26 protein-coding genes are annotated in these 23,326 nt (G+C 62.6%); 15 read left to right on the forward strand and 11 right to left on the reverse strand.

The genetic code is table 11. The features are described from left to right. Positions 1 to 206: 206 nt before the first annotated feature. From B3605_RS11985 to mobB, 3 genes are read left to right on the forward strand one after another with little or no spacing between them, the layout of a single operon-like run. Positions 207 to 1,115: a DMT family transporter gene (locus tag B3605_RS11985; RefSeq protein WP_112941657.1), complete on the forward strand. Its 909-nt coding sequence runs from the start codon at positions 207 to 209 to the stop codon at positions 1,113 to 1,115. Further along, positions 1,115 to 1,774 (forward strand): molybdenum cofactor guanylyltransferase MobA, encoded by a 660-nt coding sequence (gene mobA, locus B3605_RS11990; protein ID WP_112941658.1) that lies wholly within the window; start codon positions 1,115 to 1,117, stop codon positions 1,772 to 1,774. The genes B3605_RS11985 and mobA overlap by 1 nt, the downstream gene beginning before the upstream one ends. Further along, positions 1,771 to 2,292: a molybdopterin-guanine dinucleotide biosynthesis protein B gene (gene mobB, locus B3605_RS11995; protein ID WP_112941659.1), complete on the forward strand. Its 522-nt coding sequence runs from the start codon at positions 1,771 to 1,773 to the stop codon at positions 2,290 to 2,292. Before mobA ends, mobB begins: the two co-directional genes overlap by 4 nt. Before the next feature lie 69 nt (positions 2,293 to 2,361). On the opposite strand, the gene B3605_RS12000 is transcribed toward mobB, so the two are convergent. Next, positions 2,362 to 4,593: an OmpA family protein gene (locus tag B3605_RS12000; protein ID WP_112941660.1), complete on the reverse strand. Its 2,232-nt coding sequence runs from the start codon at positions 4,591 to 4,593 to the stop codon at positions 2,362 to 2,364. A 318-nt stretch (positions 4,594 to 4,911) separates the two neighbouring features. On the opposite strand from B3605_RS12000, the gene B3605_RS12005 reads away from it, so the two are divergent. From B3605_RS12005 to B3605_RS12030, 6 genes are all read left to right on the forward strand, one after another. Continuing rightward, positions 4,912 to 5,688: a transporter substrate-binding domain-containing protein gene (locus B3605_RS12005; protein WP_112941661.1), complete on the forward strand. Its 777-nt coding sequence runs from the start codon at positions 4,912 to 4,914 to the stop codon at positions 5,686 to 5,688. A gap of 108 nt (positions 5,689 to 5,796) precedes the next feature. Then, the gene (locus B3605_RS12010) at positions 5,797 to 6,600 is read left to right on the forward strand and encodes an ABC transporter permease (RefSeq protein ID WP_112941662.1); all 804 of its coding nucleotides are present in this window, start codon (positions 5,797 to 5,799) and stop codon (positions 6,598 to 6,600) included. Then, positions 6,597 to 7,427 (forward strand): ABC transporter permease, encoded by an 831-nt coding sequence (locus tag B3605_RS12015; protein ID WP_112941663.1) that lies wholly within the window; start codon positions 6,597 to 6,599, stop codon positions 7,425 to 7,427. The genes B3605_RS12010 and B3605_RS12015 overlap by 4 nt, the downstream gene beginning before the upstream one ends. 158 nt (positions 7,428 to 7,585) lie before the next feature. Then, positions 7,586 to 7,852 carry an usg protein gene (locus tag B3605_RS12020; protein ID WP_112941664.1) on the forward strand — a complete coding sequence of 89 codons (267 nt, stop codon included), beginning with the start codon at positions 7,586 to 7,588 and terminating at the stop codon, positions 7,850 to 7,852. 82 nt (positions 7,853 to 7,934) lie between these two features. Beyond that, positions 7,935 to 8,750 (forward strand): methyltransferase, encoded by an 816-nt coding sequence (locus tag B3605_RS12025; protein WP_112941665.1) that lies wholly within the window; start codon positions 7,935 to 7,937, stop codon positions 8,748 to 8,750. Between the two features lie 95 nt (positions 8,751 to 8,845). Then, entirely contained in the window at positions 8,846 to 9,532 is a 687-nt protein-coding gene (locus B3605_RS12030; RefSeq protein ID WP_112941666.1) for a glutathione S-transferase family protein, read from the forward strand. 17 nt (positions 9,533 to 9,549) lie between these two features. On the opposite strand, the gene B3605_RS12035 is transcribed toward B3605_RS12030, so the two are convergent. The 4 genes from B3605_RS12035 to B3605_RS12050 all read right to left on the reverse strand — a co-directional run bounded on the left by B3605_RS12035 (position 9,550) and on the right by B3605_RS12050 (position 13,495). Further along, positions 9,550 to 10,368, reverse strand: coding sequence for an ATP-binding cassette domain-containing protein (locus B3605_RS12035; protein WP_112941667.1), 819 nt, complete (start codon positions 10,366 to 10,368; stop codon positions 9,550 to 9,552). Between the two features lie 10 nt (positions 10,369 to 10,378). Beyond that, a complete protein-coding gene (locus B3605_RS12040) occupies positions 10,379 to 11,227 on the reverse strand; it encodes an ABC transporter permease subunit (RefSeq protein WP_112973309.1) in 849 nt (282 codons plus the stop codon). Positions 11,228 to 11,329: 102 nt separating this feature from the next. Next, positions 11,330 to 12,505: an FMNH2-dependent alkanesulfonate monooxygenase gene (gene ssuD, locus B3605_RS12045; protein ID WP_112941669.1), complete on the reverse strand. Its 1,176-nt coding sequence runs from the start codon at positions 12,503 to 12,505 to the stop codon at positions 11,330 to 11,332. Positions 12,506 to 12,532: 27 nt separating this feature from the next. Next, complete coding sequence (locus B3605_RS12050) at positions 12,533 to 13,495, reverse strand: aliphatic sulfonate ABC transporter substrate-binding protein (RefSeq protein WP_112941670.1); 963 nt, start codon at positions 13,493 to 13,495, stop codon at positions 12,533 to 12,535. Positions 13,496 to 13,755: 260 nt separating this feature from the next. Here B3605_RS12050 and B3605_RS12055 point away from each other — a divergent pair, with 260 nt between their 5' ends. After that, on the forward strand, positions 13,756 to 14,625 hold the full coding sequence (locus B3605_RS12055) for an NAD(P)-dependent oxidoreductase (RefSeq protein ID WP_112941671.1): 870 nt from the start codon (positions 13,756 to 13,758) through the stop codon (positions 14,623 to 14,625). After that, positions 14,622 to 15,329 (forward strand): DNA alkylation repair protein, encoded by a 708-nt coding sequence (locus B3605_RS12060; RefSeq protein WP_112941672.1) that lies wholly within the window; start codon positions 14,622 to 14,624, stop codon positions 15,327 to 15,329. The genes B3605_RS12055 and B3605_RS12060 overlap by 4 nt, the downstream gene beginning before the upstream one ends. A gap of 2 nt (positions 15,330 to 15,331) precedes the next feature. Here B3605_RS12060 and B3605_RS12065 read toward each other — a convergent pair whose 3' ends face one another. The 3 genes from B3605_RS12065 to B3605_RS12075 form a co-directional block, all read right to left on the reverse strand. Continuing rightward, the gene (locus B3605_RS12065) at positions 15,332 to 15,820 is read right to left on the reverse strand and encodes an Lrp/AsnC family transcriptional regulator (RefSeq protein ID WP_112941673.1); all 489 of its coding nucleotides are present in this window, start codon (positions 15,818 to 15,820) and stop codon (positions 15,332 to 15,334) included. Positions 15,821 to 15,887: 67 nt separating this feature from the next. Then, positions 15,888 to 16,523, reverse strand: a complete 636-nt coding sequence (locus tag B3605_RS12070) for a uracil-DNA glycosylase family protein (protein ID WP_112973307.1) — start codon at positions 16,521 to 16,523, stop codon at positions 15,888 to 15,890. Next, the gene (locus B3605_RS12075; RefSeq protein WP_112973306.1) at positions 16,517 to 17,056 is read right to left on the reverse strand and encodes a thermonuclease family protein; all 540 of its coding nucleotides are present in this window, start codon (positions 17,054 to 17,056) and stop codon (positions 16,517 to 16,519) included. Before B3605_RS12075 ends, B3605_RS12070 begins: the two co-directional genes overlap by 7 nt. A gap of 105 nt (positions 17,057 to 17,161) precedes the next feature. Here B3605_RS12075 and B3605_RS12080 point away from each other — a divergent pair, with 105 nt between their 5' ends. After that, positions 17,162 to 18,697, forward strand: a complete 1,536-nt coding sequence (locus B3605_RS12080; RefSeq protein WP_112941676.1) for a sensor histidine kinase — start codon at positions 17,162 to 17,164, stop codon at positions 18,695 to 18,697. A 9-nt stretch (positions 18,698 to 18,706) separates the two neighbouring features. Here B3605_RS12080 and B3605_RS12085 read toward each other — a convergent pair whose 3' ends face one another. From B3605_RS12085 to cobT, 3 genes are all read right to left on the reverse strand, one after another. After that, positions 18,707 to 19,807 carry a hypothetical protein gene (locus B3605_RS12085; protein WP_112941677.1) on the reverse strand — a complete coding sequence of 367 codons (1,101 nt, stop codon included), beginning with the start codon at positions 19,805 to 19,807 and terminating at the stop codon, positions 18,707 to 18,709. A 112-nt stretch (positions 19,808 to 19,919) separates the two neighbouring features. Then, positions 19,920 to 20,300 carry a diacylglycerol kinase gene (locus B3605_RS12090; protein WP_112941678.1) on the reverse strand — a complete coding sequence of 127 codons (381 nt, stop codon included), beginning with the start codon at positions 20,298 to 20,300 and terminating at the stop codon, positions 19,920 to 19,922. A 148-nt stretch (positions 20,301 to 20,448) separates the two neighbouring features. Continuing rightward, complete coding sequence (gene cobT / locus B3605_RS12095; RefSeq protein ID WP_112941679.1) at positions 20,449 to 21,471, reverse strand: nicotinate-nucleotide--dimethylbenzimidazole phosphoribosyltransferase; 1,023 nt, start codon at positions 21,469 to 21,471, stop codon at positions 20,449 to 20,451. 138 nt (positions 21,472 to 21,609) lie between these two features. On the opposite strand from cobT, the gene B3605_RS12100 reads away from it, so the two are divergent. The 3 genes from B3605_RS12100 to B3605_RS12110 are packed head-to-tail and all read left to right on the forward strand — an operon-like array spanning position 21,610 to position 23,319. Further along, positions 21,610 to 22,392 carry an adenosylcobinamide-GDP ribazoletransferase gene (locus tag B3605_RS12100; RefSeq protein WP_112941680.1) on the forward strand — a complete coding sequence of 261 codons (783 nt, stop codon included), beginning with the start codon at positions 21,610 to 21,612 and terminating at the stop codon, positions 22,390 to 22,392. Between the two features lie 19 nt (positions 22,393 to 22,411). After that, positions 22,412 to 22,621, forward strand: coding sequence for a DUF1289 domain-containing protein (locus B3605_RS12105; RefSeq protein ID WP_112941681.1), 210 nt, complete (start codon positions 22,412 to 22,414; stop codon positions 22,619 to 22,621). Further along, entirely contained in the window at positions 22,618 to 23,319 is a 702-nt protein-coding gene (locus B3605_RS12110) for a TIGR02281 family clan AA aspartic protease (RefSeq protein ID WP_112941682.1), read from the forward strand. The genes B3605_RS12105 and B3605_RS12110 overlap by 4 nt, the downstream gene beginning before the upstream one ends. The last annotated feature ends 7 nt before the right edge of the window (positions 23,320 to 23,326 follow it).

A 23,326-nucleotide genomic window follows, 5' to 3' on the forward strand; every position in this document is an offset into this window, starting at 1 on the left:
CACGACTTCATCATCGACCGCACCCATAACCGCCCCGCCGTCAGCCGCCATATGAGCGTCACCGGCGGGTGACCCGCCGCGCGCGGTAGGTTAAGTAGCGCCATTGTGCACTGCGCAATCGAATTATCTCGGGTGTGGCACCGATTTGATTTCAATCGCACGCGGCAGGCACTAAGAAGTCCGCGGGATGGAATCGGAATTTCTAAATGCCGCGGTCGAGCAATACTGAGGGTGCAATCTACATGACGGCGGCCATGGCGGGTTTTTCCGCCAGCGATGCCCTGTCGAAATCCGTGATTTCAGAGATGAATGCCGGCCAGATCATGTGCCTGCGTGGTCTGTTCACCAGTGTCCTGGTCTTTGTCGTCGCCCGGCGGATGGGAGCCTTGCGCTCTTGGCGGATCGTTCTTGAGCCGATGGTCGCGCTTCGCGTCGGCTGCGAGATTTTGGCGGCGGTCACCTATATAACCGTGCTCGGCATGATGCCGATCGCGAACGCCTCGGCCATCCTGCAGTCCCTGCCGCTCGTCGTCACCGTCGGTGCGGTGCTCTTCTTCGGGGAACCGGTCGGCTGGCGCCGGCTGCTGGCCATTCTCGCCGGCCTGGCTGGCGTGATGATTATTGTCCGCCCCGGCGCCGACGGCTTCAATGCCGCGGCCCTGATCTGCATCGTAAGCGTCCTGGTGACCGCCGGTCGCGATCTGGCGACACGCGGCATCGATCCCAGCATTCCCTCGCTGATGATCACGGTAATCACCGCTGTGTCCGTCACCATATTCGGTGCGCTGCTGACGCCGCTTCTCGGCGGCTGGCGCCCGGTCAGCGCCACCTCGCTGACCCATATCGTTCTGGCAGCGGTCCTCGTGCTCATCGGCTACCAGTCCGTGATCGTCGCCATGCGCACCGGTGAAATCTCCTTCGTCGCGCCGCTGCGTTATACCAGCCTCATCTTCTCGGCCCTGCTTGGCTGGTTGTTCTTCGCCGAGATCCCGGATGCATGGACCGTGATCGGCGCCGCGATCGTCATCGCCTCCGGGCTCTACACCTTCTATCGTGAGGCCAAGGGGCGCGGCGCGCCGGTCGCACAGGAATCCGAACCGAGAGTACCGGTCTGATGGCCAAGCCCCCGATCATTTCCCCAGCGAGCGGCTTCACGCTCGACCGATCCAACATTCCAGGCGTCGTGCTTGCCGGCGGGCGCTCCTCGCGCATGGGCCGCGACAAGGCAGGCGTTCCACTTTCTGGTCGAACGCTGCTCGATCGCGTCATCGAGCAGCTGTCGCCGCAGGTCATCTCCGTCGCGGTCAATGCCGACGCCGCGCCCGATCGCTGCAACCGCCCCTTCATTCCCGATATCGTCCCCGGCAAGGCCGGCCCGATGGCCGGCATCCACGCCGCCATGGCGCACGGCGCAAGCCTGCCCGCCGTCACGCATGTCGCAACCGTCTCCGTCGACAGCCCGTTCTTCCCGCACGATCTCGTCGACTGGCTGGCAGCGGCCATCGACACGCCCAAACGGATCGCCATCGCCACTTCCGAGGGCCGCAGCCATCCCGTCTTCGGCCTCTGGCCGGTGGCGCTTGCCGACGACCTCGAAAGCTGGATCGCAACCGATGAGAAGCGCCGCGTTCGCGACTTCCTGTTACGGCATGACGTTACGGAAGTTGCCTTCCCGCTGCGCCCGACGCGGGCAACCCTGCTCGACCCGTTCTTCAACGTCAACACGCCCGATGACCTCGCCGAGGCCGAGCGCTGGATGAAGGTGCTGACATGACCGAACGGCCAAAGATCTTCGGCATTTCCGGCTGGAAGAATTCGGGCAAGACAGGGCTTGCGGTTCGCCTCGTCGAAGAGTTCACCCGCCGCGGCTACCGGATTTCGACGATCAAGCATGCCCATCATGACTTCGACATCGACAAGGTCGGCGCCGATAGCTACCGCCACCGGCAGGCCGGCGCCCATGAGGTGACGATCGTCTCGGGCACACGCTACGCCATCATGCATGAGTTGCGCGGCGCGGCCGAACCGAGCTTCGAGGAAATCCTCGCCCGTATCGCCCCCTGCGATCTCGTCCTCATCGAGGGCTACAAGCGCGAGCCGATCCCGAAGATCGAGGCCCGCCGGCTGGAATCGGCAAACCGCGAGCCGCTGGCGTCAGGCGATCCCCACATTGTCGCCATCGCCGCCGATCATCCGCTGCCGGACAATGCCCTGCCCGTATTCGACCTCGACGACACGCTTGCCATCGCCGATTTCATCGCGGCAACCGTCGCTCTCCCGCCTCTGAAATAAGCCCTGCGGCAACGAAAAAGGCCGCCGATCGCCCGGCGGCCTCCTCATTGTCGATACTGCTGCGCGCTCTTAGTTGCGCGAGGCCACCGGCCGCACCAGCGCCGTCACGCGGCGAATGGTGACGCGGCGGTTTTCTTGCTCCGGTCCCTGCGTGTTGACCTTCAGGTAACGCTCACCATAGCCCTGGGTCGCCAAGTTTTCAGGCGGGATGCCGTAGACGTCGGTCATCACGTTGGCGACCGATTCCGCGCGCTGGTCAGACAGGATCAGGTTGCTCTGATCGGAGCCGACAGCGTCCGTGTGACCTTCGATCAGGAAGGTCTCGGTCGGGTCCTTCTTCAGCACCTCGTTGATCGCGTCGGCCACCTTGCGCAGGCTGCGCGCCTGGCTCATCGGGATCTCAGCGCTACCGGTCGCAAAGGTCACAGTATCCAAGTCGATACGGCGAACCTTGTCGCGGATACGGGCCGAATACTTCACTTCGTTCAGCGAATAGACACGCTCGACAGGCTCGACCGGCGGCTCGCGCAGGAAGTCGTAATAGTCGCGATTGTCGTCGCTGCTGGTATCCATGATGTAGTCCTGCAGCGGAATGCGCAGGCGCATCGGCGGCAGATCGGCACCCGGATCCTCGAAGTAGTCGCGGTCGGGATTGTCGTAAAGGTCAGGCGTGTAATAGAGCACATGCTCGCGGCCGCGATTGTCGATCCGCGAACGCTGGATGATGTCGCCGTAGCGGTTGCGTACAGTCACGATCTGGTAGCCGTCGCGATCGATCGTCTCGCGATAGCGGTCACGCGGCAGCTGCTCGTAGATCGGACGCTCGCCGTCGCGCAGGAAGCGGCTGTCGTCATCATGGCGAACATAGGTCTGGTTGTTGAACTGGATGATGACGCGGTTGTCGTCACCACGCTGGCCGAAATTCGCACCGTCGGGACGGGCAAATTGCGGACGCTGGTCCAGACGCTGGCCCTGCTCGGCGGTGATCGCCTCGATCTTGATGGGCGCAGGCTTGGCTGCACCCGGTGCCGCCAACTGCGCGTCGGCGTCCGACTTCGGCACGCGTACCTGCTGCTCCTGGCCGCGCTGCTTGTCGCGGTCACGACGCGACTGCACACCGCCGGAACGATCCGCATCTTTGTCGCTGTCGAGAACGGCTGCACCGTTCTGCACCGGGAGAACCACAGTCTCCGTGCTCTTGCTCGGGTCGGCGGCGATTTCCTTGCGGCGCTCGAGCTCCTGCGGCGTCACCTTCTCAGGAGCTGGGATCGGCTGCTCGGTCTGGGCAACGGGTGGCTGACCTGCCGGCGGCTGGCCGGCCTGATCGGCGGGCTGACCGACTGGTGCGCCCGGCTGGCCGGGAGCAACCTGTTCGCCCTGCTGCTGTGCGGGTGCTTCGCCGGGCTTGGCCTGACCGGGCGCCAGCTGGGGCTGCGCTTCTGCAGGCTGCTGAGCCGGAACGGGCGCCTTGCCCGCAGGTGCTTCCTGCGGCTTGGCGGCGTTGTCGGGAGCTGGCTGCTCGGTTGCGGGCGCGGTTTCCGCGGCCGGCTTTTGAGCAGGCTCGGCCTGCGGTGCTTCGGCCGCAGGCTTCTTGTGTGGCTTTGCGGGCTGTTCGCTGCCCTCGGCGGCGGCCGGCTTACCGTTCTTGCGTGGCGGCTTTGCCTGTTCGGGCTGCGCCTGCTCGGCCTGCGGCTGTTCCGCCTGTGGGGCGGCCTGCTCGGCGGGCTGCTGCTGCGGCGCGGCTTCTTCCTGCTGCGGCTGCTGGTCGCGCTTCTTGCGGGGCTTTTCAGCCGGCTGCTCGGCGCTCGGTGCTACCTGCTCCTGCTGCTGTTCGGCGGCGGGCTGCTTCTGGCGGCGCGGCTTTTCAGCGGGCGCTTCCTGCTGGGCGGGCTCGGCTGCCTGCGGTTCAGCGGCAGGCTGCTCTGCTGCCGGCTGGCGCTTTCTCGGCTTCTCGGCAGGCGCTTCGGCCTGTGGCGCCGGTTCGGCGGTAGCCGGAGGAGCTTCGGCGGGTGCTTCGCGCTTGGGTGCCGGTGGCGGCTCAGCCGGAGGTTCAGCGGCCTTCGGCGCTTCAGCCGGCGCTTGCTGCTGCTGTTCCTGTTCCTGCTGCTGACGCTTCTTCAGGAGCTCCTCTTCGGAAGTCGCATCCTGCGCGACCTCGACGCTGCCCGCGACGGCCCGATGGCCTGCTCCGACCTCTTCAACGCTCGGCGCTGCCGCAAACACGTGCGCCGGAGGCAGCACAAGCGACAGGGACAAAAGCGGAAAGGCCGCGCTGGCAAACAATCTGGATTTCATTCCCATAAGGTTTCCTCGTTCCTTGTTTATTCTTCGCGTTCGCAACGACGTCTCTTTTCGGCACGCAAACAAGCCTTGCTAAACTGAGCACGCCAGGATTCGTTCCATGGTCTTAAGAATTGCCGCATTAACCCGGTATGAATATGACGGTCTGCAAACGTTCAGCTTCGCCATAGTTGCGATGCACGACAAGGCAGTGAAAGCAGTTGCAATCCGCGTAAAAAAGGTTTGATTATCGCGGCAAGGCGTTGCAAAGCAGCGTCCTGCTTCATGCCACCAAAAAAACAAAGGGATGGCATGCGGTAACCAACAGAGAGGACTCACATGCATATCTCCACCCGTTTTCTCGCAGCCGCCTCGATCGCCGCGATGTCTCTTTTCGCGGGCTCGGCAATGGCCGATGGCGAGAAGTATGTCATCGGTACGGACTCGACCTACCCGCCCTTCGAATATGTTGACGCAAGCGGCCAGTTCCTCGGCTTCGACATGGACATCGCCCGCGCGCTCTGCACCCAGATGAAGGCCGACTGCACCATCGTCAGCAGCGATTGGGATGGCATCATCCCCGGCCTCAACGCCAAGAAGTTCGACATGATCATCTCGTCGATGTCGATCACGCCTGAGCGTTCGAAGCTCGTCGACTTCACCAACAAGTACTACAACACCCCGCCGGCAGTCGCCGTGCCGAAGGACTCCACCGTCACCGACGTTGCGGGCCTGAAGGGCAAGACGATCGGCGCGCAGACCTCGACCACGCACGCCAACTACGCTGAAAAGCACCTCGCCGACACCGAGCTGAAGCTCTACCCGACGGCTGACGAGTACAAGCTCGACATCTCAAACGGCCGCGTCGATGCCGTTATCGACGACGTCGTCGTTCTGTCGCAGTGGGTCAAGTCGGACGCCGGCGCATGCTGCAAGATCCTCACGACCCTGCCGGTCGACAAGGAAATCAACGGCGTTGGCGCCGGTATCGCTGTTCGCCAGGGCGATCCGCTCCGCGAAAAGCTGAACGCAGCGATCGCGGCGATCCGTGCCGACGGCACCTACAAGAAGATCCAGGACAAGTATTTCGATTTCGACGTCTACGGCGCCGAATAAGCTGTAGTCCTGAAACAAATGCGATGGCGGGAGGCTTGCCCTTCCGCCATTTTTGTTTGACAAAGAGTGCAATATCAAGGCGGCAAAAGCCGCGAGGGGAAACTTGGCATGGGCGGATTGTCCTCCGCACTGGGTTCGCTCTGGACCTGGATTGGATATGTGTTTGACCCGCTTTGCGGACCCGTCGGCATTTTCACATGGCTCGGCCAATCGACGATTCTGGCCTGTGGCGACACCGGCTGGGGCGATGAGATCGCCGCCGGCCTTAAGGTCACGGTCGCCGTCGCCCTCGTGACGCTCCCGATCGGCCTGTTGATCGGCTTCATGGTGGCGCTTGGCCAGCAATCGGAAGAAAAGGCGGTACGCCTTGCTGCCGGCATCTACACCACCATCTTCCGCGGCCTGCCCGAACTGCTGACACTGTTCATCATCTATTACGGCATGCAGATCCTGCTCCAGTCGCTGCTCGCCTGGGTGGGCTATGACGGCCGCGTCGAGATCAACGCCTTCGTCTCCGGTGTCATCGCTCTGTCCGTCGTGTTCTCGTCCTATTGCTCGGAAGTGCTCCTGTCGGCCTTCCGCGCCATCCCGAAGGGCCAGTACGAAGCCGGCGACGCGCTCGGCCTGCATCGCGGCCGCACGATGGTGCTGATCATCCTGCCGCAGCTGGTGCGCATCGCCCTTCCCGGCCTCGTCAATCTCTGGATGATCCTCTTGAAGGACACCTCATACGTCTCGATCATCGGCCTTGCCGACGTGCTGCGCCAGACGGGCGTTGCGGTGAAGGTCACCAAGGAGGCGTTTCTGTTTTACACACTGGCCTGCGGCATCTATCTCGGGCTTGCCATCATTTCCTCGTTCGGCCTGCGCTATATCGAACGTTGGGCGAAGCGCTCGGAGATTAGCCGATGAGCCACGCAGAGGTCCTGATCCCCCCGCAGCCGGCCCCGAAAAACCTCGATAAGCCGCTGACGCTTGCCCGCGTCATGGGCTGTCTCGTCGTCGGCCTGTGGATCATTCTCGCCATCGCGCTGATCGGCATGATCATCGAGGGCTGGGATGTCGAGAAATTCACCCGCTACGGCCCGCGCTATCTGCACGGGTTGATGACCACGATCGTGCTGGTTGCCGTCTCCGTGGTCTGCGGCGCCGTCCTGTCCGTGCCCCTGGCCTTCGCCCGCATGTCGAAGAACAAGGTCATCAACGGGCTCGCCTTCTGCTACGTCTACGTCTTCCGCGGCACGCCGTTGCTCGCCCAGCTCTTCCTGATCTACTACGGTCTCGGCCAGTTCCGGCCGCAGTTGGAAGCCGTGGGCCTCTGGTGGTTCTTCCGCGACGCCTGGTACTGCGGCCTGTTCTCCATGACCATCAACACCGCCGCCTATCAGGCCGAGATCCTGCGCGGCGCCATCGAGAGCGTACCGCGCGGCCAGCATGAGGCCGCTTCCTCGCTCGGCATCCACAAGATCATCGCCTTCCGCAAGATCGTGCTGCCGCAGGCGCTGATCGTCGCGCTGCGCCCTTATGGCAACGAGATCATTCTGTTGATCAAGGGATCGGCCGTCGTCGCCATCATTACCGTGCTCGATCTCATGGGTGAAACGCGCTACGCCTTTTCGCGCACATTCGACTACCAGACCTATCTCTGGGCGGCGATCTTCTATCTCGCCATGGTCGAAAGCCTGAGGCACCTCTGGAACTGGATCGAGCGCCGCCTGACGCGGCACCTGAAACGATGAGCCCCTTGGCAGCACTCTCGACGGAGAGCTGCCAAGTTATTGAAAATAAATAATGATATCCATTTTCTTGTAGCCTTTTCGCAAGCTTCGCGTAACCATGTCATGTTCTCATTTAAACGGACACTAATAAGCGCCGAATGGGAACAGCGAGGCATCAAATGCACAAGGACATGGAAAGACAGCTTCAGGGTTACGGCCTGACGACGGCCCAGATCCTCTACCGCATGCCGGATCATCACGCGATCCTGCAAACCTACATCTGGCAGGATTACGATCTTGCTCCCGACTTTCCCGAAATGCGCAGCTTCCTGAAGTTCTGGCAGGAGACGCTGGACGGACCGCTGCACTCGGTGCGCTACATTCACCGCAAGCTGATCTCGGCCACGGAATGGCGCGCACTGAAAGGCGAGTTCATCATCAACTGAGCAGCCGCCATCAACGTCGCCATTGCAAAACCGGGCCGCTCGCCTTAGAGGCAGGGCAACAAACGAACGATGGTGAGCAGACATGGCCCAGAAGATCGACGAAGAGGCACTCGCGGAAGCCTATAACCGCGCATTGGCGCTGGAAAAGGCCGGCGACGTCGATGCCGCCGTCAAGGCCTACGAGGAAGTCCTGGCGATCGATCCCGACGATCACGGCGGCGCTGCCGTGCGCATCGCCGCCATGGGCCGTGGCGAGACGCCGGCCAAGGCCCCAGACGCCTATGTCGAAACCCTCTTCGACCAGCACGCCGAAGTCTTCGAAGATGTTCTCGTCGAGCAGCTCGGTTACCACGTGCCGATGCTGGTGCGCCAGCGCCTGCAGGCGCTGAACCTCGGCCCCTTCAAGCGCCTGCTTGATCTCGGCTGCGGCACCGGTCTCACCGGCGGCACGCTGCGCGACCTCTGCGAGGAGATGACCGGCATCGATCTCTCGGAAAACATGGTCGAGATCGCCCATGAGAAGGACCTCTACGAGACCCTGTTCGTCGCCGAGGTCGAGGACTTCCTCGACGACAATGACGAAGAGCCCTTCGACATCATCACCGCCACCGACGTCCTGCCCTATCTGGGCGGTCTCGAGCCGCTGTTCTTCGGCGCCGCCGAGAACCTGACACCGGGCGGCCTCTTCATCTTCTCCTCGGAAACTCTGCCCGCCGAAAAGCTCGCCGGCCGCGCCTACATGGTCGGCCCGCACCAGCGCTTCGCACACTCCGAGGCTTACGTGCGCGAACGCCTCGACGCCACCGGCTTTGAGCTGATCGAGATCACCAACATCAACGTCCGCATGGAAGAAGGCCAGCCGACGCCGGGGCACCTGGTGATCGCCAAGCTGCGCTAAAGCGCCCGCAGACGGATAATCGCTTGCCGCTTACATGACGACATGCTGATATCGCGCCATTCGACATCCCGGAATGGCGCGAAGGATCCGTTCTCATGACACTCGTCCTGCATCAGCATCCGCTTGCCTCCTTCTGCCACAAGGTGCTGATCGCGCTCTACGAAAGCGGCACGCCGTTCGAGCACGTGCTCGTCAATCTCGGCGACGAAGCCTCGCGCACGGCCTTTCTCGCGCTCTCGCCGCTCGGCAAGATGCCGGCGCTTGAGGACAAGGGTCGAAACCGAACGGTTTTCGAGACCTCCATCATCATCGAATATCTCGACCGCTATCATCCCGGCAGCGCGCAGCTGATCCCAGAGGATTTCGACGCGGCGCTGGATGTGCGGCTTTGGGATCGATTCTTCGATCATTACGTTCAGGAACCGATGCAGCAGATCGTCAGCGAGCGCATGCGGGCGGACGGAAGCGAGGCCCGGACGGAAGAGGCGCGTCAAGCGCTCAGGCGCGCTTATGCCGTGATCGAGCACAAACTTGCGGCCGAAGGCTGGATCACTGGTGCGAGCTTCACCATGGCCGATTGCGCCGCTGCACCCGGACTGTTCTACGCAGAGACGCTGGTGCCATACGGCAGCGACTTGCCCAAGCTTGCAGCCTATCACGCGCGCCTGATGCAGCACCCGTCGGTGGCCAGGGTGCTTGAGGAAGCCATGCCCTATTTCAAATATTATCCATACAAGGAAAACCTGCCCGCCCGCTTCAAGCCGAGCGACGCCGAGGCCTGAAGCGCACCCGTCACCAATCAGTGACCGCCATCCGTACCGAGAATGGCCGATAACAACCGCCCCTCGAGCTCCGCCAGCTCGGCATTGCCGTGACGGCGCGGATGCGGATGAGGGATGGCGAGGTCGAGCGACACCCTGCCCTCATCGAGCACGATCACCCGGTCCGCCAGATGCACGGCCTCGCTGACATCATGCGTAACAAGCACGGCGGTGAAGCCAAGCTCGCGCCACACGCGCGCAAGCAACTCCTGCATGCTGATCCGCGTCAGCGCATCGAGCGCGCCGAGCGGCTCGTCCAGCGCCAAGACACCGGGACGGCTCACCAGCGCGCGGGCAAGTGCCACGCGCTGCCGCTGCCCGCCCGAGAGCCGCGCCGGCCACTCGCCGGCCTTTTCCGCAAGCTGCACTTCCGAGAGCACGGCCTCGACCTCCCGCGCCGCCAGGCGCCGGTCGACCTTGTCGCCAAGCCCGACCGCGACGTTGTCGGCAACATCAAGCCATGGCAGCAGCCTCGGCTCCTGGAAGACGATACGCGCATTGGCCTCGCCGCCATCAGGCGTATCGAAGGTCAGCTCGCCCGACGTCGGCGCGTCCAGGCCCATGAGAGTGCGCAGAAGCGTGCTCTTGCCGCAGCCGCTCTTGCCGATCATGGCGACGAACTGCCCGGCCGGAATGTGCAGGTTGATCCCCCTGAGCACCCTGTTGGCGCCAAAGCTCTTCTCAAGCCCTTTCAGGGTGATCGCGGCGGCACCAGTGCGTGCAGGGTGCTGCCCGTCGATCGTATATTCCGGCGCATCGGCAGCGCCCTGGAAGCGCTCATGTGCGATAAGGGTCATGGCCTCTCTCCTACTTCTGATAGACCGGGTTCCACCTGAGCGCCCGGCGCTCCAGCGAACGGGCCACGACATCAGCGAGCTTGCCGAGAAGCGCGTAGATGACGAGCGCCAGTACGACGACATCGGTCATCATGAACTCGCGGGCATTGTTTGCCATGTGGCCGATCCCTGATGATGCCGCGATCGATTCCGAGACGATCAGCGTCAGCCACATGATGCCGAGCGCATAGCGCAGCCCAACGAAGATCGACGGAAGCGCGCCTGGAAAGACCACCTTGCGAAACAGCGTCCAGTTGCTCATCCCATAGACCCGGCCCATCTCGATCAGATCGCGATCGACATTGCGCACGCCGTGATAGGTGTTGAGATAGACCGGAAACAGCACGCCGAGCGAGGTCAGGAAGAGCTTCGATTCCTCCCCGATCCCGAACCACAGGATGACGAGCGGGATCATCGCCAGATGCGGAATGGTGCGCAGCATCTGCAGCGTCGTATCGGTCAGCTGTTCGGAGAGCTTGGAGACGCCATTGGCGATCCCCAGCAGAAAACCGATCGCCCCGCCAACGACGAGCCCGGCAAAGGCCCGGCCCGCGCTGACGAGAATATCGTGCGGCAGCTGCCCTGAGAGCGTCGTCGACCAGAAGGCCACGGCGACATCGGCCGGCGACGGCATGATGCGCGATGAGATCCAACCCAGCGAACAGCCAAGCTGCCATGCCGCGATGATGGCAAGCGGGACCAGATAGGGCAGCAACCGATCGCGCCCGGGCGCCGGCAGCCGGAAACCAAGCTTCGGAGCCGTCCTGCCCGCTGTCCGCTCCGTCAGCGCGCGGCCGATCGGCGTATCGAATGTCGACATCGAGTTCTTCCTCGCCTCTGTGTCGCCACGGTCTCAAGCCCGTTGGCAGACATGCGTCCGTTGAAGCGCTGCCAGCGTGTGGCCGGCAGCGCATCCGTTCGATCAGGATCCGGAGACCACCTTGAGATTGCCGCCATGGCTGCCACCAGCGAAAACCTGGCGCTTGCCGAAGTCGCTGTCGAAGCCGTGGCGCTGCTCCTCGCGGGTGATGCCGAGTTCCGGGAACAGCAGTTCGGCGACGCGATAGGCTTCTTCCAGATGCGGGTAGCCGGAGCCGATCACCGTATCGATGCCGACATCCTGGTATTCGCGCAGCCGCGCGGCCACCGTCTTCGGCGAACCGACCAGAGCCGTGCCGGCGCCGGCGCGCACCAGCCCCACGCCCGCCCAGAGGTTGGGCGACACTTCGAGCTTGTCGCGGCGGCCACCATGCAGCGCGGCCATGCGCTTCTGGCCGACGGAGTCGGACTCGTTGACGAAGCGCTGCTGCGCCTCCTGGATCGTCTCGTCGTCGAGCTTGGAGATCAGCCGGTCGGCTGCGGCCCAGGCCTCCTCGTCGGTCTCGCGAACGATGAAATGCAGGCGGATGCCGAAGCTGACATCGCGGCCCTTCTCTGCGGCGGCGGCGCGCACCTTCTGAACCTTCTCGGCCACCTGCGCCGGCGGCTCGCCCCATGTCAGGTACTTGTCGACCCGGCCGACCGAGAAATCGATACCGGCATCCGAGGAGCCGCCGAAATAGAGCGGCGGACGCGGGTTCTGCACGGAGGGGAAGCCGAGGCGCGCATTGGTCGCCTTGATGTACTTGCCGTCGTAGCTGGCGACACCCTTCTCGAGCAATTCCTCGAACACCGTGAAGAACTCGTCGGCATGGGCGTAGCGCTCGTCATGCGCCAGCGTGATGCCGTCGCCGGCAAGTTCGCCCGGGCTGCCGCCCACGACGATATTGAGCAGCAGACGACCGTTCGAAATCCGGTCGAGCGTCGTCGCCAGCCGCGCGTAATAGGCGGGCGATGCCGTGCCGGGGCGAATGGCGACGAGGAACTGCAGTTTCTCCGTCTTGGTCGCAAGTGCCGCCGCCGTCACGAAGGATTCCTCGCAGGACACCCCGGTGGGCAGAAGCACGCCGGAATAGCCGAGACGATCGGCGGCTTGAGCGATCTGCGTGAGGTAGTCGAATTCCGGCGCGCGGTTCAGATCGTTGGAGCCGAGATAGGCGCCGTCGCCCGATGTCGGGATGAACCAGAGAAAATTGATGGGATCGTGCTTATTGCTCATGGAAATGATCCTTGTATGGAAGACGGCTTAGCTGGCGGGATGCCAGATGGCATTGCTGACGGTGAGCTGCTTCGGCACGATGCCGAGATTGTAAAACTCGTCGGCCAACGCCTGCTGGTATGCCGCCGCATCGTCGCTTATCGTCGACACGCCGCCGAGATCGGCGCCCGCCCGTGTCAGCGTCACGCGGGTGATATCGACGGGAACGCCTGTTATCTCCGAGAGCTCCTTGATCGTGTCGTCAAGCTTGCCCTGCGCGGACCGGCCGACCTTGGCGAGTTCATCGATCACATCGCTGACGACCTGGCCGTTCGCATCTGTGAAGCCGGCATTGGCGAGGAAGTAGCTGTAGGACGGCACGATCCCCTCGGCGGTGGACAGGATACGCGTCTGCGGATCGGCCTCGACAATGGCGAGATAGGGATCCCAGATCGACCATGCGTCGATGCTGCCGTTCTTGAAGGCGGCCGCAGCGTCCGGCGGCGACAAATCGATCGGCTCGACATCATCGATCTTGAGGCCGGCCTTGCGCAGGATCTTGACAGTCACGTTATGGGCGCTCGATCCGCGCTTGAAGGCGACCTTCTTGCCCTTGAGGTCTTCGACCGTCTTGATATCGGAATCCTTGCGAACAACGATCGCCGAGCCGGCGGCGCTGCCGCGATAGGTGCCGACATAATAGAGCTGGCCGCCGGCCGCCTGCGCGAATAGCGGCGGCACATCGCCCGTCGCTCCGAAATCGAGCGCACCGGCCCCCAGCGCTTCCAGCAGCGGCGGCCCCGAGGTGAATTCGGACCAGCTCACCGTAATGCCCTTGTCGGCAAGCCGCTTCTCCAGCGCCCCTCTGCGCTTGGCGAGCGCCAGCACGCCGTTCTTCTGCCAGCCGATGCGAAACTCGGTGGCAGCGGCGCGCGCCGGCCGGATGGCGGGCAGTACCGCGGTTGCTGCAGCGGCCCCAAGAAGACCCAGTGTCTGTCGACGAGAAATCATAGCTGTCCCCTTTCTATCAGCGTGTTTCGGGTCCGATCTCCGAAGCCGCTGTGTTTGCGATGGGGAAATTCTGCTGAAATCTATAAATTAGATCGACAATTATGTTTGTGATTTTAGGCCCACTCGAAATTATCCTGACCCGATTTCGGGCCTTGAGCGGAATTTTGTTCCAAGCCGAACGCCTCGCATCATTTCGGCGGCTTTTCGCCCCGGCCTATTTGGGCTACTCCTCAAGCACGCATTCATGAAAGGATAGGTACATGGCAAAAGTCGCATTCATCGGTCTCGGCGTCATGGGTTTTCCCATGGCAGGTCACCTGAAGGTGAAAGGCGGCCATGATGTCACTGTCTATAACCGCACCGCCGCCAAGTCGGCCGCATGGGCCGAGAAATTCGGCGGCAAATCGGCCCCGACGCCGGCCGAGGCCGCCCGCGATGCCGATTTCGTCTTCACCTGCGTCGGCAATGACGACGATCTCCGCTCGGTGACTTCAGGCAAGGACGGCGTTCTGCAGACGATGAAAGCGGGCGCGATCCTGATCGACAACACCACCGCCAGCGCCGATGTCGCCCGCGAACTCTACGCCGCCGCCAAGGAGAAGGGCGTGGGCTTTATCGACGCCCCCGTATCGGGCGGACAGGCCGGCGCAGAGAATGGCGTGCTGACGGTCATGTGCGGTGCCGAGGACGCCGTCTATGAGAAGGCCAAGCCTGTGATCGACGCATTCGCCCGCATGGTCGGGCTGATGGGCGCGCCGGGTGCCGGACAGCTCACCAAGATGATCAACCAGATCTGCATCGCCGGCATCGTCCAGGGTCTCGCCGAGGGTATCCATTTCGGCAAGCGCGCTGGCCTCGATATCGAGAAGGTCGTCGACGTCATCTCCAAGGGTGCTGCCGGCTCCTGGCAGATGGAGAACCGCCACAAGACGATGAACGAAGGCAAGTACGACTTCGGCTTCGCCATCGACTGGATGCGCAAGGATCTCGGCATCGTGCTCGACGAAGCCCGCCACAACGGCGCCAAGCTGCCCCTCACCGCTCTCGTCGACCAGTTCTACGGCGACGTCCAGGCCACGGGCGGCAATCGTTGGGACACGTCCTCGCTGCTCGCCCGCCTCGAAAAATGATCGGTCCCTCCTCCAGCGCAGCGGATCTGATCGCGCATCTGCGCACGTTGCGCTCGGAGGAAGCGATATCAGGAATGCGCCGTTTCGGCATCGTGACCGATACGGCGCTCGGCATCTCCAACCCGGTCGTGCAGGCGATCGCCCGCACGGTGAAGAAAGACCACGCGCGGGCGTTGGAACTTTGGAAAAGCGATATCAGGGAAGCGCGCCTACTCGCGCTTTACACGGCCGACCCGAAGCAGCTGACGGAGACACAAGCCCGAAAATGGGCCGATGACTTCCACTCCTGGGAGATTGTCGATACCGCAGCCGACCTCTTTATCAAGGCAAGACTGCTCTCGCTAATCCCGGATATGGCCGCGGATGATCGCGAATTCGTCCGCCGCACCGCCTTTGCAATGATCGCCAGCGCCGCCGTTCACATGAAGACGGAGCCGGACGAAACGCTCATCGGCTTCCTGCCGCTCATCGAGCGCCACGCCACCGATCCGCGCAACTTCGTTCGCAAGGCCGTCAACTGGGCGCTCCGCAACATCGGCAAGCGCAATCAGCATTGCCACGCCTTCGCGTTTACACTTGCGGAGCGGCTGGCCGCCGGCGCGGACAAGACCGCCCGATGGATCGGCAAGGATGCAGCAAGGGAACTGACGAGCGAGAAAATTCTCGCCCGCGTTCAAATGAAGGGCTCAGTCCTCAAGGGCTGAACTCAGTCTTCGTTGGACTTCGATGTGTCGAGGATCATGTAGTCGAGCGGCAGCTGCGTCGAGTACTTGATCTGCTCCATCGCAAAAGCCGAGGAGACGTCGCGGATTTCGATCTTTGCAATCATCCGCTTGTAGAAGGCGTCATAGGCCGCGATATCCGGCACGACGACGCGCAGCAGGTAATCCACGTCACCGCTCATGCGATAGAATTCGACGACTTCAGGGAAGTCCGCCACCACTTCCGAAAACCGCCGCAGCCATTCGATCGAATGCGTCGCGGTGCGGATGGAGACGAAAACCGTGACCTTGGTGTTGACCTTCTCAGGATCGAGAATGGCCACACGGCGCTTGATGACGCCGTCTTCTTCCATTTTCTGGATACGGCGCCAGCAAGGGGTCGTGGAAAGGCCGACCTTCTTTGCGAGATCGGCAACCGCCAACGTAGAATCTTCCTGCAAAAGACGCAGAATTTTGCGATCAAGACGGTCCATTTATCCCCACCCCTACGAATTATTTTCTATGTATAGCGCGATTCCGGTCGTTTGAAAGAAATTTGTTTCAGTTCACAAGCATTGTGATGCGTGCCCTCAAGGCCGGCAGCAATTCCTCTTCAAACCATGGATTGCGTCTGATCCAGCCTGTGTTGCGCCAGCTCGGATGCGGCAGCGGCAGGATCGCCGGCGATCGGTTGGCAAACAGGATCTCCCGCCATGCCTGCACCGTCTCGGTCACGCTACCGCGCCGCTCGCTCCCTAGATGCCAAGCCTGCGCATATTGCCCGATCACCAGCACCAGTTCGATCTGCGGCATGGCCGCGATCACGGGCGAGCGCCAGCGCGGCGCGCATTCCCGCCGGGGCGGCAGATCGCTGCCCTTGGCGTCATAACCCGGAAAACAGAAGCCCATCGGCACGATGGCGAAGCGGTCGCGATCATAGAAGGTGTTGCGATCGACCCGCAGCCATTCGCGCAACCGGTCGCCCGATGCATCGTTGAAGGGAATGCCGCTCTCATGCACCTTCAGCCCCGGCGCCTGCCCCGCGATCAGTATCCTCGCCTTGGTTGAAATCACCGCCACCGGCCGTGGCTCATGCGGCAGCCGATGATCGAGCCCGCGCAGCGGCGCGTCACGACAGATTCGGCAGCCGGCGATCGCCTCACGCATATCCTCCAACCCATCCGGCGCGCCTACCATCCGAAAAACCCTCTGACGCCGCCCGAGCGCCCGGTATCCTGTCTGTGATCGCGGAAGTCACGCGGCCTCTCGAAAGCGCCGGCCCAAAGACCAATCTTCTCCGCCCGCGCCTCGGCCTCCTCGTCACCATAAGCGCCGTAGGAAACCGCCATGCCCCTCCTCACCATCACAGCATTGATATCCACCCCACCAGCATGGCACACCACCAGCAAACGCTGAAACCGATCCCTCTCGGTTCCCACGCAGCGCGCATCATCGCCGGCAACAAGGGTTTGCAGCAGATGCTTGGCCTCCTGCCCGCAAGGCCACCGCGCTCCACCACGCTCGCAGGTCTGGGCAAGCTCGGGCGCATCGATCCCCTTCAGCCGCATCCTCTCCTCGCCGATCGTGAGGCTGTCTCCATCGGCGGCGTGGAAGCGGCCGGAGTGGGAAATCTCGGGGAAATCGTTCAGCTTGGCGGCGATCAGCCAGATAAACGCGAGCAGCGCGAACGCCGTCACACCGTCACGAACGGTTCTGAAACCCCGCGTCACGGTTTCGCCTCCTTCAAAAACAAACCCTTGGGAAAATTGGCAAACAACTTCTTAATATTTGAGCCCTAGTGTGCAAGCATCCGCAGATCAAGCGTCACGTGTATAATGAGTAACGGCGTAAGCACATCGACAGATAAGAATATCGTCGACAAATCACGGAGTCACCGCAACAAGCCCGTCGCAAAGGCTGTGCGGGTGACGCGTGAGCGCCTGCAATCGAGCCATGCACCGAGCGGCGCCTTCGATCGCGATGTGCTGAACCTCTATATCAATGCCGTGCTGCAGGGCGCCTCGATCATCCCGCTGTTCGTGATCATCATCGCGATCCTCGGCATCTATTTCACCGGCGACACCCAGATCGTGCTCTGGGCCATACTGACGCTGACGGCCCACGCCGCCAACGTGTTTCTCGCGCGCCGCGCCCGCAAGCGCGAGATGACGGCGATCCGCACCCGCAAATGGCGCCGCCTGCTGCTGCTCGGCCAGTTCCTGATCGGCTGCTGCTGGGCCTATTTCGCCATCCAGGACTGCGCCGCCTGCGAGCCGGCCAACCTCGTGCTCTACAAGGGCGCGACGCTTCTGATCGCGCTCTCGCTGACGGCGATGTGGAACTACATGCTGACGCTGTGCGTGTTGGTGACCTTCTCGCCGGTCGTCTTCGCCCTCGTTGCCAAATCCGGAATTTCCCGCGAAATCCTCGAAATCAGCCTGACCGCGACGCTGACCACGACCGTCATCTTCTTCCACTATATCAGCGACCGCCTCTTCCAGCAGAACCTGCGCATCCTCTCCTACCAGGTGGAAAAAGACGACCTGATCGCCGAGCTTGAAGTCGCCAAGTCCATGTCCGACGAAGCCCGTCGCCGGGCAGAAGAGGCAAACCTCGCCAAGTCCCGCTTCCTCGCCTCCATGTCGCATGAGCTGCGAACGCCGCTGAACGCCATCCTCGGCTTCTCCGAGGTGATGTCGGCGGAAGTTATGGGACCGCTGAACAACCCGACCTACAAGGAATATACCAGCGACATCCACCGCTCGGGCCAGCACCTGTTGAACCTGATCAACGAAATCCTCGACCTTTCCCGCATCGAGGCCGGCAAGTACGAGCTCAGCGAAGAGGCAATCTCGCTGCTGGATATCTCGGAAGACTGCATCGGCATGGTGCAGCTGCGCGCCCGCGGCAAGAACATTACCATTTCGCAGCAATTCGAGCTCGAACTACCGGCCGTCTGGGCCGACGAGAAATCGATGCGTCAGGTGATCCTCAATCTCCTGTCCAACGCCGTGAAGTTCACGCCGCAGGGCGGCGAGATCATGGTCAAGGTCGGCTGGACGGCCGGCGGCGGCCAGTACATCTCGATCAAGGACAACGGGCCGGGCATTCCCGAAGACGAAATCCCGGTCGTCCTTTCCGCCTTCGGCCAGGGCTCGATCGCAATCAAGAGCGCCGAACAAGGCACCGGCCTCGGCCTGCCGATCGTTCAGGCGATCCTCGCCAAGCACGACGGCCAGTTCATTCTGAAATCCAAGCTCCGCGAAGGCACCGAAGTCATCGCCATCCTGCCGGCACGACGCGTGCTGCAGTCGGTTCCGGCTGTCGAAGACGCCCAGGCTGTGTCCCGCAAGCGTCGCAGTTTTGCTTGAGGGATAGCGCTATCGAACGATCGCCTTGAAGTCCTTGTCGTCGGCAAAGTCCTGCAGATCGTTGTCGTAGCTGGCGGCATCCGCGAGTTCGGCGAGTGCCGTCTTGAAGTTCGAATTCAGACGCACAGCCTTACGAGCCGCATCAAGCACCGCCAGACGCGCAAGCCGTTGCTCGCCCTCCGGGGCTCCCGCCCCTCGCAGCGCATGGAATTTCTGGCCGTATGCGGCCGCCATCAGGTACCAGTAGTAAGCGATCTTGACCGCCGGTGTCTTCACGAGCTTATTGCCGAGCGTGATTGCGTTCCGATAGCCCTGTGGTTGATAGAGCACATTCTTGATGATCTCGAGACTGTCGTTGATCGAGAGTTCATCAGCAACCGACGTGTAGGCCATCGGCACACTCATTGACGCCTCCCCGATCATCGCCGCCGCGTCCTTGAAATCCGGGACATCCGTCTTCAGCGGCAGGTCGCCGATCTCCTCCGAGAGCCTGATCTCCACATATTGAAAGAGAGGCGACAGGTAGATGCGGGTGTAGATGTAGAAGAAGATGAAACCACTAACGAGACCGCAGACCAGAAGAAACGGCCCCACTGCGGGAAGTGCGCCTGCGCTGGCTTGTCCGTCAATGATGAAGACCTGCGCTTTATTGCTCAAGAATTCGCTGAACTGGTTAAACGCGCGATCCAGCGAGCCTATCTGCGTCAGCCCCACGCCGACCAACATCGTCGTCAACCACTCTGATATTCGCTCTAGGTTGGTATTCGAACCCAGCAGTCGTTCTCTCTTCAGGGCCGTATTGACCGCAGCAGCTTTCGTCCGAGATGCTGTCTCTTTGGCGGCAGGCGCCGGTGGTGGATTGTCCTTCGCAAGTATCCGCGGAACGGAAAAGAGAAAGCCAAGCAATCCGCCGATAGAAATCCCGACAAACACGATCAGCCCGCCTATGCCGATCGCGGCAACCCAATCGCCAAGTTGCGCCAGAGCCATGAAGCCAAGCGTAGCCGTCGTTACGACAGCGCCGACAATCGCGAGCAGAACCGCATGCCTGTTCCGCTCAGCCTCCTCACGCTCGGAACGCTCAGTTTCTAGAACGCTGCCTACGGCCACGACCGCCTCCCTCTTTTGCTCTGGAGGGCACCATGGCGGACATTGAGAACACTCAAAAGATGCACTTACGGCGTAAACACAACCGATTACATCACAGACGGGTAACCGGCCCTCAGCCGAACATCAAATGCTTGCCGATCGTAAACAGCATGAAGATGCCGCACGCGGTCAGCATGCAGAGAACGGCGAACGAACCGAGATCCTTGGCGTGCTTGCCGACGCTCGATATCTCCGGCGAAATGCGGTCGATGACTTCCTCGATCGCGGTGTTGAGCGCCTCGATGGCGAAGACGATCAGGAACAGGACGACCGCGACCATCAGTTCGAAAAGCGTCGCGCCCACTGCCAGAAGCAGGATCAGCGCGACGGCGGCGAAGAGTAGCTCCTGCCGGAACGCGGCCTCCTTGATCAGTCGCTTGAAGCCGCCGAGCGAGTAACTGGCGGCAGCAAAGAAGTGGCTGATGCCGGTGAGTTTGGTCACGGCAGGTTTCATCAGGCGTCCTCGTCGTCAGGTCGATGGCGGCAATGCCTGCCGCTTCATATCAGAAAAATGCGAATAGCGTGTACACGCTCGCGTCGCAAGCCATCTGTCATAAACCTGTCACGAACCTGAACGTCGCCCCTGAACCCGGGCGATGAGTTCAGTGTTCGTGCTGGTTTGTCACACCTGCCTGCGCGAAGGTCGCCATGCCGGAGTGGCATGCCGCAGCCGCCTTGACGATACCGGCGGCAAGCGCTGCCCCCGTGCCCTCGCCGAGCCGCATGCCGAGCGCCAGAAGCGGCGTCTTGCCGAGCATCTCGATCGCCTTCAGATGGCCCGGCTCGCCGGAGACGTGACCGATCAGGCAGTGATCGAGCGCCGATGGGTTGGCCGCCTGCAGGATGGCGGCGGCGGCCGTTGCCACGTAGCCATCGATCAGCACCGGGATGCGCTCGACGCGCGCGGCAAGAATCGCGCCCGCCATGGCTGCGATCTCGCGGCCGCCGAGGCGGCGCATGATCTCCAGCGGATCGTCGAGATGATCGCTGTGCAGCGCCACCGCCTTTTCGACGGCTGCCACCTTGCGCTCGAACATGTCGCCTTCCGAGCCGGTGCCCGGGCCGACCCAGTCACGAGCATTGCCACCGTAGAGCGCGTAGTTGATCGATGCGGCGATCGTCGTGTTGCCGATGCCCATCTCACCGATGCAGAGCAGATCGGTGCCGCCGGCAATCGCTTCCATGCCGAAGGCCATGGTGGCGGCGCAATCGCGCTCGGAGAGCGCCGGCTCCTCGGTGATGTCGCCGGTCGGGTAATCGAGCGCCAGGTCGAACACCTTCAGTCCGAGATCGTAGGCCACGCAAATCTGGTTGATCGCAGCACCACCGGCAGCGAAGTTTTCGACCATCTGCTGCGTCACCGTCGGAGGAAACGGCGTGATGCCCTGCTTCACGACACCATGGTTGCCGGCGAAGATCGCCACCAGCGGCCGGTTGACGGCGGGCGTGCGGCCCGTCCAGGCAGCGAGCCAGAAAGCGATTTCTTCCAGGCGGCCGAGCGAGCCCGGCGGCTTGGTCAACTGGGCATCGCGCTCGCGGGCAGCGACAAGCGCCCGTGGATCCGGCCCCGGCAGATCGCGCAGAAGTGTCCGGAAATCGTCGAACGGCAGGCCTGAAACGCTCATGGATGCGGCTTCCTTGTCTCGTCTGTAAACTTGTCTTATGGCTGCAAATCAGCTTCTTTCGCGGCCACTCTTAAATCCAGCCGCGAAGCGGAACAACTCTAAAAAGCGCCAGACATCATCCCCGGGAGCGGACGCGCCATGAACATCGCAACCTATGTGGCGGATATCGCGCGCGCCGTCGCATTCCTGAGCCGCATTCCCATGCCTAGCGCGGCCTTTGCGGGATATGACGGAAAACTCGGCCGCGTCGCGCGCGCCTTTCCCGTTGCCGGCATCATCATCGGCCTGCTGCCCGCAGTCGTTCTGCTCGTCATGCTCGGCCTGCACGCCGACCGGCTGATGTCGGCGCTGGTGGCGCTGGCGGTTCAGGCGATCATCTCGGGCGCGTTGCACGAGGATGGCCTTGCCGATTGCGCCGACGGCATCGGTGGCGGTCGCGACCGCGCCCAGCGGCTGTCGATCATGAAGGACAGCCGCATCGGCACCTATGGCGCCATCGCGCTGATCCTCTCTTTCGCCATTCGCGCCGCCGCCATCGCCGCGATCGCGCGCGGCGTCGTGCCGTTTGCCGCCGCACTCGCCCTGCCCGCCATCGGCTGCATCAGCCGCGGCGCTCTGGTCTGGCACTGGCACCGCCTGCCGCCGGCCAAGACCGATGGCGTGGCCGCAGCCGTCGGCCAGCCCAGCGAAGGCGTCATGCAGATGGCGGTCGTCTCGGCCTGCGCGCTGGCGGCGTTATTGATCTGGCCGAGCCTCGGCCTTCTGCCGCTCATCTGCGCCCTGCTCGCCTGCGGCCTGAGCGCAATGATCTTTACCAGAGTGGCTCGCGTGACCCTGTCCGGCCACACCGGCGACACGCTGGGCGCGACCGCTCAAATTTCCGAGATGGCGGCATTGTGCGCTCTTGCCATGGCTTTGTGAAACAACGATATCATTTGTCATGATAAGCCCGTGCATCAACATCTGCTCCATTGATTCATCCAGCGGCTTTTGCGCGGGCTGCGGCCGAACGATCGAGGAGATTGCCGGCTGGGCAGCGTTTTCAAATGAAGAGAGGCACGCGCTCATGCGCCTGCTGCCCGCCAGGATGAAAGCGATAACGCCCTCGGCGTCGCGCGAGACGATGGCAAGCACGGAGCTCACCGCATGAACAGGCTGACGATTGGACTTGGCGGTCTCGGCATCGGCCTTCTCATCTTGCTCTTCAATCACGATAGCCCCAAGATCCTAGGCGTCAGGACCGACGATTTCGGCCGCATGCTCTATCTTCTCCCCATCGCGCTCATGCTGGCCGCCGGCATATGGGGCCGGCGCATCAGCGTCGGCGAGACGATGCGCCACATGATGATCTGGCTGGTGCTGATCCTCGGCCTCGCCACCGCCTATCTCTACCGCTACGACGCGCTCAGCGTCGGCAACCGCCTGCTGGCCGGCCTCATTCCCGGCCGCGCCGTGGTCGTGACCACCAGCGAGGGCGGCAAGGAAGTCATCCTGCACAAGCTGCTGAATGGTCATTTCGAGGCCGATGTCGAGATCAACGGCCAGACCATCACGATGCTTGTCGACACCGGCGCCAGCATGATCGCGCTTTCGCGCGAAGACGCCGAGCGCGTCGGCATCATCCCGGATAACCTGACTTACTCAATGAGCGTGATGACCGCCAACGGCCGCGCCCAGGCAGCACCCGTTACGCTGTCTGAAGTGGCGATCGGCCCCATCGTGCGCAACAACGTCGCCGGCAGCGTCGCCGAGGACGGACGACTGGACCAAAGCCTGCTCGGCATGAGCTTCCTCGAGACCTTGGGTTCGCTGCAGATGCAGACCGACGAACTCAGGATGCGCGACTAGCGTCGCC

It is taken from the genome of Rhizobium sp. UBA1881 (genome assembly GCF_002338015.1).
In the GTDB taxonomy this organism is placed as follows: domain Bacteria; phylum Pseudomonadota; class Alphaproteobacteria; order Rhizobiales; family Rhizobiaceae; genus Rhizobium.